The sequence below is a fragment of the Lysinibacillus sp. CNPSo 3705 genome (assembly GCF_028674935.1).
GTDB lineage: Bacteria > Bacillota > Bacilli > Bacillales_A > Planococcaceae > Lysinibacillus.
Map to the genome: position 1 here is coordinate 1 of NZ_JAQZSD010000095.1, position 12,198 is coordinate 12,198.

Annotated in this window: 17 protein-coding genes; 13 read left to right on the forward strand and 4 right to left on the reverse strand. The window is 38.3% G+C overall.

Annotated elements, in window-relative coordinates; genetic code table 11:
- The first annotated feature begins 294 nt into the window (after nt 1-294).
- The 6 genes from PVA17_RS22980 (at nt 295) to PVA17_RS23005 (ending at nt 5,423) form a co-directional block, all read left to right on the forward strand.
- Nucleotides 295-678: a UPF0738 family protein gene (locus PVA17_RS22980; protein WP_132363925.1), complete on the forward strand. Its 384-nt coding sequence runs from the start codon at nt 295-297 to the stop codon at nt 676-678.
- A gap of 62 nt (nt 679-740) precedes the next feature.
- Nucleotides 741-1,412 (forward strand): GTP diphosphokinase, encoded by a 672-nt coding sequence (gene yjbM / locus PVA17_RS22985; protein ID WP_132363923.1) that lies wholly within the window; start codon nt 741-743, stop codon nt 1,410-1,412.
- On the forward strand, nt 1,409-2,203 hold the full coding sequence (locus PVA17_RS22990; RefSeq protein ID WP_132363921.1) for an NAD kinase: 795 nt from the start codon (nt 1,409-1,411) through the stop codon (nt 2,201-2,203). Before yjbM ends, PVA17_RS22990 begins: the two co-directional genes overlap by 4 nt.
- A gap of 1 nt (nt 2,204) precedes the next feature.
- On the forward strand, nt 2,205-3,113 hold the full coding sequence (locus tag PVA17_RS22995) for an RluA family pseudouridine synthase (RefSeq protein WP_337993631.1): 909 nt from the start codon (nt 2,205-2,207) through the stop codon (nt 3,111-3,113).
- 478 nt (nt 3,114-3,591) lie between these two features.
- Entirely contained in the window at nt 3,592-4,968 is a 1,377-nt protein-coding gene (gene mgtE / locus PVA17_RS23000) for a magnesium transporter (protein WP_132363917.1), read from the forward strand.
- A 53-nt stretch (nt 4,969-5,021) separates the two neighbouring features.
- A complete protein-coding gene (locus tag PVA17_RS23005; RefSeq protein ID WP_274069103.1) occupies nt 5,022-5,423 on the forward strand; it encodes a hypothetical protein in 402 nt (133 codons plus the stop codon).
- 64 nt (nt 5,424-5,487) lie between these two features.
- On the opposite strand, the gene PVA17_RS23010 is transcribed toward PVA17_RS23005, so the two are convergent.
- On the reverse strand, nt 5,488-6,012 hold the full coding sequence (locus PVA17_RS23010; RefSeq protein WP_132363913.1) for a CotY/CotZ family spore coat protein: 525 nt from the start codon (nt 6,010-6,012) through the stop codon (nt 5,488-5,490).
- Nucleotides 6,013-6,146: 134 nt separating this feature from the next.
- On the opposite strand from PVA17_RS23010, the gene PVA17_RS23015 reads away from it, so the two are divergent.
- The 6 genes from PVA17_RS23015 to PVA17_RS23040 all read left to right on the forward strand — a co-directional run bounded on the left by PVA17_RS23015 (nt 6,147) and on the right by PVA17_RS23040 (nt 9,240).
- Nucleotides 6,147-6,551, forward strand: a complete 405-nt coding sequence (locus PVA17_RS23015) for a YhcN/YlaJ family sporulation lipoprotein (RefSeq protein ID WP_274069104.1) — start codon at nt 6,147-6,149, stop codon at nt 6,549-6,551.
- Nucleotides 6,551-7,006: a stage V sporulation protein AC gene (spoVAC, locus tag PVA17_RS23020; protein WP_274069105.1), complete on the forward strand. Its 456-nt coding sequence runs from the start codon at nt 6,551-6,553 to the stop codon at nt 7,004-7,006. Before PVA17_RS23015 ends, spoVAC begins: the two co-directional genes overlap by 1 nt.
- Nucleotides 7,000-7,995, forward strand: a complete 996-nt coding sequence (locus PVA17_RS23025; protein ID WP_248717961.1) for a stage V sporulation protein AD — start codon at nt 7,000-7,002, stop codon at nt 7,993-7,995. The genes spoVAC and PVA17_RS23025 overlap by 7 nt, the downstream gene beginning before the upstream one ends.
- Before the next feature lie 18 nt (nt 7,996-8,013).
- On the forward strand, nt 8,014-8,373 hold the full coding sequence (gene spoVAE, locus PVA17_RS23030) for a stage V sporulation protein AE (protein ID WP_248719137.1): 360 nt from the start codon (nt 8,014-8,016) through the stop codon (nt 8,371-8,373).
- A gap of 65 nt (nt 8,374-8,438) precedes the next feature.
- A complete protein-coding gene (locus tag PVA17_RS23035; protein ID WP_132363907.1) occupies nt 8,439-8,645 on the forward strand; it encodes a YjcZ family sporulation protein in 207 nt (68 codons plus the stop codon).
- Nucleotides 8,646-8,991: 346 nt separating this feature from the next.
- On the forward strand, nt 8,992-9,240 hold the full coding sequence (locus PVA17_RS23040; protein ID WP_132363905.1) for a stage VI sporulation protein F: 249 nt from the start codon (nt 8,992-8,994) through the stop codon (nt 9,238-9,240).
- Nucleotides 9,241-9,468: 228 nt separating this feature from the next.
- Here the strand turns inward: PVA17_RS23040 and PVA17_RS23045 are convergent, their stop codons facing one another.
- The 3 genes from PVA17_RS23045 to PVA17_RS23055 all read right to left on the reverse strand — a co-directional run bounded on the left by PVA17_RS23045 (nt 9,469) and on the right by PVA17_RS23055 (nt 11,215).
- Nucleotides 9,469-9,897 (reverse strand): GNAT family N-acetyltransferase, encoded by a 429-nt coding sequence (locus PVA17_RS23045; RefSeq protein WP_132363903.1) that lies wholly within the window; start codon nt 9,895-9,897, stop codon nt 9,469-9,471.
- A 1-nt stretch (nt 9,898) separates the two neighbouring features.
- Complete coding sequence (locus PVA17_RS23050; RefSeq protein WP_132363901.1) at nt 9,899-10,414, reverse strand: YjcG family protein; 516 nt, start codon at nt 10,412-10,414, stop codon at nt 9,899-9,901.
- An 81-nt stretch (nt 10,415-10,495) separates the two neighbouring features.
- On the reverse strand, nt 10,496-11,215 hold the full coding sequence (locus PVA17_RS23055; protein ID WP_132363899.1) for an alpha/beta hydrolase: 720 nt from the start codon (nt 11,213-11,215) through the stop codon (nt 10,496-10,498).
- Between the two features lie 113 nt (nt 11,216-11,328).
- Between PVA17_RS23055 and PVA17_RS23060 the strand changes: the two genes are divergently transcribed.
- Nucleotides 11,329-11,910 (forward strand): phosphatidylglycerophosphatase A family protein, encoded by a 582-nt coding sequence (locus tag PVA17_RS23060; protein WP_132363897.1) that lies wholly within the window; start codon nt 11,329-11,331, stop codon nt 11,908-11,910.
- Nucleotides 11,911-12,198: the final 288 nt, after the last annotated feature.

Genomic DNA, 12,198 nt, shown 5'->3' on the forward strand with positions numbered 1-12,198 from the left:
GACTGGGCGACTCCTTGGGGATCAGCGATAGAGGAACGAAGGCTAAAAGCATCACATCCTGTGATAACGCCTTCGTGACCAACATCGTGTTGGCCCGAGACCCTGGAGCGAGCAACGCGAGTGAAGCGGCTCATCGGACGCCCCCAGGAAAGCGCCCAGTCGGAACGGAAATCAACTACACGCTATAATAAAAAGTTTTGTTCGTTATTTCATTGATTTAGTATTTACAACTGCAACTATTTTACCCTCTATGCTAAAATAAGAGGAAGAGTACGACGAAAAGGGGAACCGCATGTGCGTAAAATTTATACAATAGAAACATTGAATTTTGAAAACGAACAACTTCATTTTAGTTTAAACGACATTGAAGCAAATTTACAGTTAAAACCTGCTGCACAATTAATAGCAGACTCTGATGACTTTGCGTTCATTTATTTACTTGATGCAGGAGAGAATTATCATTACTTGCGTTTTCCACCGAGTAGTTGGGATGAACTTGTACATATTTTGCAAAAAAAGCAAAATCCGAAGCTACAACTAGGTACAGAAGTTATTGAGCTTACTAATTTTTACGATGAACTAGAAATGCTCGTGTATAATATTGAAGGAAATTACAATTATGGGGCGGAATTTGTTCAAGCGGTGGAACACCACTTCAAGACAATTCTTGCTGAATAACAAGACAAAACGAACAGACGGTGTTGGTTTTGTTTCATACCGATTGTCGGGAGGTTTTTGCGATGGGACAATGGGAAATATTTTTAAGTCCTTATAAACAAGCAGTAGATGAGTTAAAAGTAAAATTAAAGGGTATGCGTTCACAGTTTGGCATTGTTAATGCAAATTCACCAATTGAATTTGTAACGGGACGTGTAAAACCTTTAGCAAGTATATACGATAAATCATTAGAAAAAGGACTCGCATTTGAGCCTTCCAAACAGCTAGGTGATGAGTTAGGGGATATCGCAGGCTTACGTATTATGTGTCAATTTGTAGATGATATTTCTACAGTTACGGAACTAATACGTCAACGTAAAGATATGCGTGTAGTGGAAGAGCGTGACTATATTACACATAATAAGCCAAGCGGCTACCGATCATATCATATGATTGTCGAATATCCTGTTGAAACGATACAAGGGAAAAAAGTGGTATTAGCTGAAATTCAAATAAGAACACTAGCTATGAATTTCTGGGCATCTATTGAGCATTCTTTAAATTATAAATATAAAGGCATGTTCCCCGAGGAAATTAAAAATCGCCTTCAAAGTGCAGCAGAGGCCGCCTTCCGATTGGATGAGGAAATGTCGTCTATTCGTAGTGAGATACAAGAAGCGCAGGCCTATTTTAGTGAATACAAAGAGGCATCGAATCCTAATTTATTATCGGAGAAGGAGCGTGACACAAAATGAAGTTTTCCATTCAATCACGTAGAGATGCACAGTCGAACGAATTAATGGAGCTAGCTAAAACGTATTTGCAAGACTTTGGGTTAACTTATGATGAAGAGGCTCCTGAGATTGTCATCTCTATTGGAGGAGATGGTACTTTACTCCATGCCTTTCATCGATATGCTCATATGCTACATCAGGTTGCCTTCGTAGGGATCCATACGGGACATTTAGGATTTTATGCGGATTGGAAACCATCTGAATTAGAAAAGCTTGTTTTGTCCATTGCCAAAAAGGACTTTAATGTTGTGGAGTATCCACTACTAGAGGTAAAGGTGGAACATCATAATGCAGAATCCAATACGTATTTAGCGTTAAATGAAGCAACTATAAAATCACCGGATGTCACGCTTGTTATGGATGTTGAGTTAAATGGTAACCAGTTTGAACGTTTCCGTGGAGACGGTCTTTGTGTGTCAACTCCTTCTGGTAGTACAGCTTATAATAAAGCTCTCGGTGGAGCAATTATTCACCCAACTTTAGCGGCACTCCAAATTACGGAGATAGCATCTATTAATAACCGTGTCTTCCGTACAGTTGGTTCTCCACTTATTTTGCCAGCACACCATCACTGTGTTTTACGTCCAGTAAATGAACAAAACTTTAATATGACTGTTGATCATTTACAAGTTACGCAAGGCGATGTGAAGTCGATTGCTTTTAATGTAGCAACTGAAAGAGTACGTTTTGCTCGTTTCCGTCCATTCCCATTCTGGGAACGTGTACATGAGTCATTCGTGGCAAATGAGTAAAATGGATACAAGATTTACACTGCATTTTATAGCGGAAAAGGAAGGCCAGCTACTAAGGGAGGCCTTGACTGAATGGCGCATCTCCAAGCGAGCTTTAACGGCAATTAAATTTGATGGAGGCTTACTGACCGTGAATGATGTTGAACGCAATGTTCGACATCCTCTTCGCATGGGGGACCGAGTTGAAGTGAAATTTCCTCCTGAAGAAAAAAGTGAAGGGCTCGCTGTTGAACATGGTGAACTTTCTATTATTTATGAAGATGAAGCGATTTTAGTGCTTGATAAGCCAGCACAGCAGAGCACGATTCCTTCACGTGAGCATCCAACAAATAGCATAGCTAATTTAGTGTGTGGTCATTTTCAGCAACAGGGTCTAGCATCAACTGCTCATATCGTAACGAGACTTGATCGTGATACTTCTGGTTTGCTATGTATTGCCAAGCATGCTCATATTCATCATTTAACGGGTCTTGCACAGCGCAGTGGAGAAATTTCTAGGCAATATGAAGCCATTGTACATGGACATGTGGCACAAGATGTACAATCAATAATCGCTCCTATAGGACGCAAGGAGACGAGTATCATTGAACGAGAGGTTCGTGAGGACGGTCAATTTGCCCATACAGATGTGACCATTTTAAGGCATTTTTATTTACAGGATGAACCGATGACACATATACAGTTAAAGTTGCACACGGGGCGTACACATCAAATTCGTGTGCATATGGCCTATATAGGACATCCACTTGTTGGAGATGAACTTTATGGTGGAAGTCGCGATCATATCAATAGACAAGCTCTACACTGTGTGTCCTTAAAAATGCTTCACCCTTTGACAAATGAGCGTTTGCAATTTAAAAGTAACATAAATGTAGATATGCAGAGATTATTGAATGACTCCTTAGTTTGAAGCTCGACACAAAACCTACCTATGAATGAGACTTCATTAGTTCACTAAGAATGAAAACTATTACTGAATATGTTATATAAGTAAGGAGATGTTCGCACAAACGGGCATCTCTTTATCATTTTATAGCTCAGTAAAAGAATAGTCTTTCCTTAACAGCACATTAACAGAAAAGAAAGTGTTTGTGTAGGATATAGTAATGTAGAGGGTTATTTGGCTTGGTACCGCTAATTTCTGTGCGAAAGCAAGCGGCAGCACAAAGCGCACAGTCGAAAACGGAAATCAACCACACGTTATCGTAACGGGTGAAAAATAGAAACATTTACCTTTAGATTTATCCAATTAGATAGGGTAATGATGTAGGTTGCTATGTAGTAAAAAAAGGGTTTGCAGAAAAGGCACAATACATTCTATTATATATAAGGTAGATTTACGGCATTGCCCGTATCAATGATTTAATGCTCGGAAGGAGGGGACAAGCATGATAGAGGAAAGAAATGAAAAGGATGAAGTGCAGTTCGACGAGGCACGATTGCGAGAAATGCTCGAAGCACATGATATTGACGCATTCCGCGATGAGTTTTTAGAGCTTCATCCATATGATCAGGCAACGTTTTATGAGAAGGTGGAACCTGATATAAGGAAGACCATCTATTCGTACTTGTCTCCGACGGAAATGGCTGATATTTTTGAGGCAATCGAAATAGATGATGATGAATACACAGCGTATCTAGCTGAAATGGATCCGTCATATGGTGCAGAAATGCTTTCTCACATGTATGCAGATGATGCTGCAGACGTTTTAAATGAGTTGGATACGAAACAACGTGAAAGCTATTTAGGCATGATGGATGAGGAAATAGCTGAAGAGATAAATGAGTTATTAAGCTATGACGAAGGTACAGCTGGTTCTATCATGACGACTGAATATGTAGCGATACCAGAAAATTCTACTGTTCGTTCAGCGATGGCGATTTTACGGAAAGAGGCGCCAGATGCCGAGACCATTTATTATATATTTGTCGTTGATGAAGCACATCGATTAACAGGTGTTATTACGCTTCGTGATTTAATTATTGCTGATGAAGATACCCTCATACGTTCGATTATGAATGAACGTGTTGTGATGGTGCACGCAGGGGATGACCAAGAAGAGGTTGCACAAATTATGAAGGACTATAATTTCTTAGCGACACCAGTTATTGACGATAAGGGTAAATTACTAGGGATTATTACAGTCGATGATATTATCGACGTTATTGATGAGGAAGCATCGGAGGACTACTCTAAATTAGCGGGTATTTCCGATATGGATAAATTTGATACAACTTCGTTTCAAGCGGCTAAAAAGCGTTTACCATGGCTTGTCATATTATTATTTTTAGGGATGCTGACAGCAAACTTGATGGGACAATTTGAGGCAACGTTAGAACAGGTTGCGTTACTCGCAGTGTTTATCCCTCTCATTTCAGGTACTTCAGGAAATAGTGGAACACAGGCACTAGCGGTAGCTATTCGAGGTATTGCAACAGGCGATGTCGAAGAACATAGCAAGCTAAAATTACTACTACGCGAAGCCGGTACAGGTTTAATGTCTGGAGTTGTTTGTGGGTTAATTGTGATCGGCATCATCTATGTTTGGAAACAAGAGTTGATTCTTGGAATGCTGGTAGGAGCAGCGCTTTGTGGTTCTATTTTAGTAGCTACACTTGCAGGCTCTTTTATTCCACTACTAATGCATCGCATGAAGATTGATCCGGCTGTCGCATCAGGTCCATTCATTACAACATTAAATGATATTACAAGTATTTTAATTTACTTAGGTTTAGCGACAGTATTCTTAAGTCAAATAGGTTGAGAACCAAACTTCTTCCTTTTGCATATTGTATGAAAAAAAGGGAAGTGAGTAATGTGGGTCAAGAGCCACGCTTGTTTATAAAATCACCATCATATTTTCTAAATATTTCTAAGATGCTACATGAGCTTGAATTGGATGAAAGTACGTCAGTGTATATAAAGGACGGCTATTTCAATGGGCAAACTTTTGAAAAAAAAGAAGAAGCAGTTGAAAAAGTACAAATAGATCCGTATTTACTAAAGCAGCTTCAATTTTTAGAGAAGCCTTTTCGTCAAAAAGCCTATCAACCGTTACTTATATGTTTAAAGGATGGTAGAGAATTACGTGGTAGTGCATCTGATGTACAGACCGATTCATTGATGCTTACTTCTTTCGAATTAAAGACGCAAGAAATAATCTATTTTGAGGACATAGATCAAGTATTATGGCGAGGTAAACAACTACCTACCTTATGAAAAAAGTGTACAGCAGAGGATGCTGTACACTTTTTTTATGTGTAGTGTGTCAAAGGTGAAGAGACTATTCACAAATCCCTAAGTCAACATCAGCAATACATTGTACAGCGCAGAAGCATGATAAATCTACAGTGATACAGCTCTCAGTTGAATTCCAATCATCTACTTTACATATTTTTTTCATGTTGACACAGCAGCCATCTCGACTTAATAGATCTACTGTACTTTCGCTGGAGTCAAATGAACATAAAGGCTCTAAAACACGCAAAGTAGCGCAGCACTCATCGAACATATCTTCTACACGGAAAAATACTGATGTACATATACATGGATCTGCTGTTGGTGAACTGAAAAATGCTTTAAAAGGAGTACCGTCTTTTGTAATTAACATGAATACACGTGTATCTGCATGAGAGCGTGCAGGACTTACAATGCCTCCAAGTGGTTCTAAGAAACAGTTAGCTGTACATGGTTGACATTCATCTCTCACCGCTTGATTCTGAATGTCTAAAATAGCGCGTACTACGTCACAAACGCAGCCTGCTGAATGGATTGGTCCAATAGGATTTGTTGGCTTACCACAACCCATATTGTCACCTCCTTTCCTTGTTACTACTTCTACAATATGTGCTTCTGAAAATTGGACTCGGGCTTTCGTATATATAGTTAAATGAATAGTTTTTTTATGGTTGGAGAAACTTTAAAGAAAAGGAGGGTAAAAGCTTGAAGCTGTTAGGAATAATGTTACCTCTATTAGTCAGTTTATCGCTTTTAAGTGGTTGCGGTGAAAAAGAAAAATTTATTGTCTATGGTTCACCGGAAAATGAAAAGGAAGTTGAAGCCATTTTAAAAGAACAGAAATTTGTAGACAAAACAACGGTTATTCAATATGACAATAGTATGCTTGTGGCTGTGCAAATTAAACCGTGGGATAAGTGGAAAAAGACTAAATTAGAGAAAAAGTTGCAAAAGAAATTTGATGAAAAATATCCAAACAAAGATGTTTTTGTCTCAGCTGATTATAAAATATTTTATGAAGCCAATAAAATAAAAAGGGAACAAGTTGAAGATAATAAGCTGAAAGATAAAATTAAGAAATTGAAGAATCTAGCAAAGGAGGAAACATAATGGAAAAGGAACAATATCAGCAATTAGAGCAAAATGTCACGCCTAAACCGCCTTATTTTAAAAATGTTGCAAAGGCGTTTCTAGTAGGTGGACTTATTTGTACAATCGGACAGGCCGTATCCCTTTTTTATATGATATTCTTTGATTTTACCGAAGCGACAGTTGGAAATCCAACAGTTGCAACATTAATATTTTTCGCCATGATATTAACAGGGTTTGGCTTATATAAAAAAATTGGTCAATTTGCTGGAGCTGGATCCGCTGTACCTGTAACAGGGTTTGGTAATGCTGTTGTTTCTGCAGCCATTGAGTATAGATCTGAAGGATTAGTACTTGGTGTCGGTGGAAATATATTTAAATTAGCTGGATCAGTTGTATTATTTGGTGTTGTCTCCGCCTTTTTTATAGCACTTATTAAATTCATTCTTGTGACGATAGGAGTGGTTTCATGGTAATTGTCTTTCAATCGAAGCCTTCCTTAATAGCAGGTGGTGTGGTAGCTGGTCCACTAGAGAAACGTAGTATATTTAGTCAATATTTTGATGCGACCTTCGATGATGAACGTTGGCAAATGAAAACAAATGAACAAGGGCATCGAAAAATGGTTGAAGAAGCCTGTGAATTCGCCATGAAAAAAGCAGGCGTGAAAAGCGCAGACATTGATTATTTTATGGGCGGCGATTTAATTAATCAAATGACACCAACCAATTTTGCGGCCAGAGATTTAGACATTCCTTTTATCGGATTATTCTCAGCGTGTGCCACCTCTATATCTTCATTAATTGTTGCGAGCCTTTTAACAGAAGTAGGCGCCTCCAAATTAGCGCTAGCCGGTGCATCTAGTCAACACAATGCGGTTGAGCGACAATTCCGCTATCCAATCGATTATGGCTCACAAAAGCCCCAAACAGCTCAATGGACCGTAACGGCTGCAGGATATGCTCTAGTTGGTAAACATCATGAAGAATACCCTTCAATTGAAGCAGCAACTGTTGGAAAATCGGTTGATTACGGTATGGATGATCCATTTCACATGGGCGCAGCGATGGCACCAGCTGCTTTTCAGACGATTCAATCACATTTAGAACAGCGTAATCAAAAAATTTACCACTATGATTTAATTTTAACAGGTGATTTAGGTCAGCTTGGCTTAAAACTTCTAAAAGGTATGTTTCTTGAAAGTGGCATAAAGAGTGAGGAGTTACAACCTTTACGTGATGCAGGTGCAGAGTTTTATGGACAGGATGAAACATTCCAATCCGGTGCAAGTGGCGCGGGTTGTTCGGCAGCTGTTTTTTTTAGTTATGTGATTCAACAGATGCGAGCAGGTACCTATAAACGAGTCCTTCTTGTGGCGACAGGAGCATTATTGTCTCCGCTTACATTTCAACAGGGCGAGACAATCCCCTGTACGGCGCATGCGATTGAAATTACAATGGAATGAGGCGAAAAAACTATGTTTATGACATTTGTGATTGCATTTTTTGTAGGAGGCATTATTTGCACCATAGGTCAATTATTAATGGATTTTGGTAAATTAACACCTGGACATACATTGAGTACTCTAGTCGTAGCTGGTGCTATTCTTTCCGGAATGGGTTTGTATGAACCACTCATTAATTTTGCTGGTGCCGGAGCAACTGTTCCTATTACATCTTTTGGAAATTCCTTGACGCAAGGTGCAATTGTTGAAGCGGAAAAACATGGGCTTGTAGGTGTGTTAACGGGAATGTTTGAGGTGACAAGCTCAGGAATCAGTTCTGCAGTTGTTTTTGGCTTTATCGGAGCATTAATATTTAAACCTAAAGGAAATGTTGATTAGACGAATACCCCACCCATTTTTACAACGCTAACATATGATAGGTTGTAGAAGGGAGGGGTATTTTTATGGGATATCAAGGCTGGGGTGCGCATCCGTATGGAGGGCATGCAGATGGTTGTTACGGAGGAGATTATGGAGGTTACTATGGCGGTCACCATGAAGGCTGCTATGGCGGCGGTTACTATGGTTACGGACATGGGCATAGTTCAACATTTATTTTAATTGTTGTCCTATTCATTCTTCTGATCATTGTAGGTGCTGCTTGCATATAATTTGATTAACTTCTTTTAGCAGAAGTCACTCACCGTTACCGGTGGTGAGATGAATGCGGGTTTAGCTATTTTTAGCGGATGTCCAAACATTTGCTGAAATAGAGGAACTCAGTCTAAGAACGCCACGTCCTGTGGCAACGACTGAGTGACCAACATCGTGCAGGCCTAAGCACAAAGCCAATATGCTGAGGCATAATTGATTGTGACAGTAGATAGAGGCTTTAGCTTTTCTTCAGAGAGCTCGATTTTCTGAATAAAGTTTAAAGCCTTCACTAGTTGTCATATGGTTCGTGCATGAGAACAACAGTAGGAATAAATGTGAATTTTAACTGATAGGAGGGGGAACATGAATCGCTCACTTTTTAATTCAATTGAACAAAAAACTGGAGTATCAATGGATGAAATCTTTGCTCTAGCAAATGAAATTCAACATGCTGATTTTAAAAATGAAAAACAAGTAAGAAAAATCGTACGACGCGTAAGTAAAATGTCAAAAAGACAAATTACGCAAGAGCTTGAAGATAAGTTAGTACAATCAATTATTCAAGATGGTAATTCACTAGATTTAGATAAAATTACAAAAATGATGAAATAACATGAATCTACTAGGCAAAGTAATATATTTAAAAGGTTGATTTAAATGAATTTTCATTTATAAATCAACCTTTAAAGCTTTGTAGTGCAATAAAAAAGGGTGTTACGAATGCCTAGCATTTTCGTAACACCTTTGATCAAATATGCCTCGGCTTATTTGCATCCGTTCATAGACTGATTTCCGCTATTTCAGTTTGAACATCTGCCGAGGGGAATTTTTACCAAAAAGTTAAATTGTTTTTTCCATAGCACGATGTGGGATACCAGCATCCATAAATTCAGGAGATGTTACAGTATAGCCAAGCTTTTCATAAAACGGAATAGCATGGCTTTGTGCATGAAGTTTTAGCTTTTTCTTATTAATTAACATGGCGTGCTTCTCCATTTCCTTCATTATTAAAGCACCTAGTTTTTTACCACGTTGATTTTGTAAAATACAAACACGTTCAATTTTTGCGGCCTCGTCCTCGATACTTCGTAAACGTGCAGCACCTACAGGATCATTGTTTTCATACATAATGAAATGCGTTGCAGATGCATCCTCAGCATCACATTCTAGATGAAGTGGCACACCTTGCTCTTCAACAAAAACTTGCTTGCGGACTGCAAACGCATCCTCATGTTCTTTAGTTGTTTCAACAATCTTTACGCTATACAGATTACTCAGCTCCAGTCAATCGGAAAGTTTCATATGTTGTCCACGAGCCATCTTCCAATTGATATAAAAGATGAATACGATCAATTGTATCTTTTTCGTCAACACCTGTCATACGTAATTGCCCAAAGATATCATCGTGCTCGGAATCTGTCATTTTTTGAGCAATTGTAATATGTGGTACAAATACGTGTTTTGACTCACCAAAAGGTACTATTTCTTCTAGAGCTTCGTGTAATGTTGTTAATTGTTCAGTTGGTTCAATACGGAAATAAATCGCATTTGTTGTTGGGAAAAATGAACTTATGCGTAATGCATGAATGTTTAAAGGTGCATATTTGGCAGCCAGCCCATCTAATTGTTTTACGACAGATTGAATAGCTTCATCCGTTGCCTCGAAGCTATCCTTTAATGTTATATGCGGAGTAATTTTCGCATAATGAGGATCGTAACGTTTTCGATAAGTATTCGCTAAATCTTGTAATTTTTTTGATGGAAATGCCACAATACCATATTTCATAGGCCATTACCTCCCGAAAATAAACAAATTTTAATTTAAGTATAACAGAAATTTCCGATTTCGTAATTTGAATCGTCTTAATTAATTAAAATTTTCAATTAATGCGCGGCGTAAATCAGGTTTCCAATATTTCCATGTATGATTGCCATCAAATTCTTCATAAAATGTAGAAAATCCTTTGTTTATCATGAGATTATGAAGCTGACGATTTGGTGTTAAAAAATCTTTAATGGTTTTATCCATCGTGACAACTTTATCTTCTTCTTTACCGACAATATGATAAATGGAAATTGCTCCTGGATCTTTAAAATTCTCTACAGCTTGCAAAACATCTTCATCAACATATGGCGATTGTAAAATAACCTTGCCAAAAATACTTGGGTATTTTAATGCGGCCATTAAGGAAGCTGTTGCAGCCATTGAGTCACCGATAACCCCTCGACTCATTCCCATTTGATATGTTGCATATTCAGCATCTAAATACGGCACAAGCTCATGAGCTAAAAAACGAAGATATGCTTCATGTTGCTCTCCGCTTGGAATATATTTATGGCGTCGATCCTTAATGTCCTTATAAGGAACGAAGGCAATGATTAGATTTTCGATTTCATAGTCATCGATAAGTTCATCGGCAAGTTTTGTAATACCTCCAAGTTGGAAATAATCTTTTCCGTCTGACGCAATTAAAATATTATATTTATATAGTGGAGAATAATTTGCAGGAACATAAATATAGAGCGGTAATTCCTCCTGTAATGCTTCACTATAGAACTTTAAATCCTGTACAGTTCCCTTATCCAATGATGACACTCCTTCTCGTGTTTGTAACGAAATTGTACCATATACTCAAAGTAAAGGTATAATAGGTTGGGCTAGCACTATTCTAGCAATAAAAATCGAAGTGAGGGATAGTTATGCATGATAAAAATACTCGCATACACTCTGATGAAGTAGCGAAGGCAGCTCAAGCTGCACTTATTCGTCGTGGTGTATCGATAGAGGATATTGCAAAAATCGTTTATGAAATGCAAAAATCCTATAACAAAGGTTTAACGTTAGACCACTGTGTTCATTCTGTTGAGCGTGTATTACGTAAGCGTGAAGTTCAACATGCTCTATTAGTAGGGATTGAATTAGATGAACTGGCAGAGAAAAAGTTATTATCGGCACCATTACAGCAAATAATAGAATCCGATGAGGGTTTATTTGGTGTGGATGAAACAATCGCACTTGGATCTGTTTTTACATACGGTAGCATAGCAGTAACGACTTTCGGACACTTAGATAAGCAAAAAATAGGTATCATTAAGAAGTTGGATACAGAACCTGGTCATCATGTAAATACGTTTTTAGATGATTTAGTGGGCAGTATTGCAGCTTCAGCCGCATCCCGTATTGCACATCGTATGCGTGATTTGGAAGAAGAGGGCGAGACATTTGCAGATATTGAACCCGAAGAGCTAGGACCAAAACCAAAATCACATCATGAGATTTAATAAAGTAAATAACAGAGCCCCCTCAAATGAGGAGGGCACTGAAAAACTTACGTTTTCATAAAAGCGAACCTTTCTCAGATAAAAATAAGGCACTTCTTGTTCAATTTTGAACAGGAAGTGCCTTATTTCTGTCTCTATTTCTTATTTATTTTCCTTTAATAGCTTTAAATAGACCCGCAGTCGATGCCGTATCATACCCGTGTCCGTTTTTTAATTCACTATTCTTCGCTTCTATTTTGTAGCGATTTGCGGCTAATTGCTTAAATGCTTCCGTATTTTGAAATGCCT

Bases quoted from the DNA above. Each gene is read 5' to 3' on its own strand.
- yjbM (WP_132363923.1), top strand. From the start codon at position 741: ATGGGACAATGGGAAATATTTTTAAGTCCTTATAAACAAGCAGTAGAT.
- PVA17_RS22990 (WP_132363921.1), top strand. From the start codon at position 1,409: ATGAAGTTTTCCATTCAATCACGTAGAGATGCACAGTCGAACGAATTA.
- PVA17_RS22995 (WP_337993631.1), top strand. From the start codon at position 2,205: ATGGATACAAGATTTACACTGCATTTTATAGCGGAAAAGGAAGGCCAG.
- mgtE (WP_132363917.1), top strand. From the start codon at position 3,592: ATGATAGAGGAAAGAAATGAAAAGGATGAAGTGCAGTTCGACGAGGCA.
- PVA17_RS23010 (WP_132363913.1), bottom strand. From the start codon at position 6,012: ATGGGTTGTGGTAAGCCAACAAATCCTATTGGACCAATCCATTCAGCA.
- spoVAC (WP_274069105.1), top strand. From the start codon at position 6,551: ATGGAAAAGGAACAATATCAGCAATTAGAGCAAAATGTCACGCCTAAA.
- PVA17_RS23025 (WP_248717961.1), top strand. From the start codon at position 7,000: ATGGTAATTGTCTTTCAATCGAAGCCTTCCTTAATAGCAGGTGGTGTG.
- spoVAE (WP_248719137.1), top strand. From the start codon at position 8,014: ATGACATTTGTGATTGCATTTTTTGTAGGAGGCATTATTTGCACCATA.
- PVA17_RS23035 (WP_132363907.1), top strand. From the start codon at position 8,439: ATGGGATATCAAGGCTGGGGTGCGCATCCGTATGGAGGGCATGCAGAT.
- PVA17_RS23040 (WP_132363905.1), top strand. From the start codon at position 8,992: ATGAATCGCTCACTTTTTAATTCAATTGAACAAAAAACTGGAGTATCA.
- PVA17_RS23050 (WP_132363901.1), bottom strand. From the start codon at position 10,414: ATGAAATATGGTATTGTGGCATTTCCATCAAAAAAATTACAAGATTTA.
- PVA17_RS23060 (WP_132363897.1), top strand. From the start codon at position 11,329: ATGCATGATAAAAATACTCGCATACACTCTGATGAAGTAGCGAAGGCA.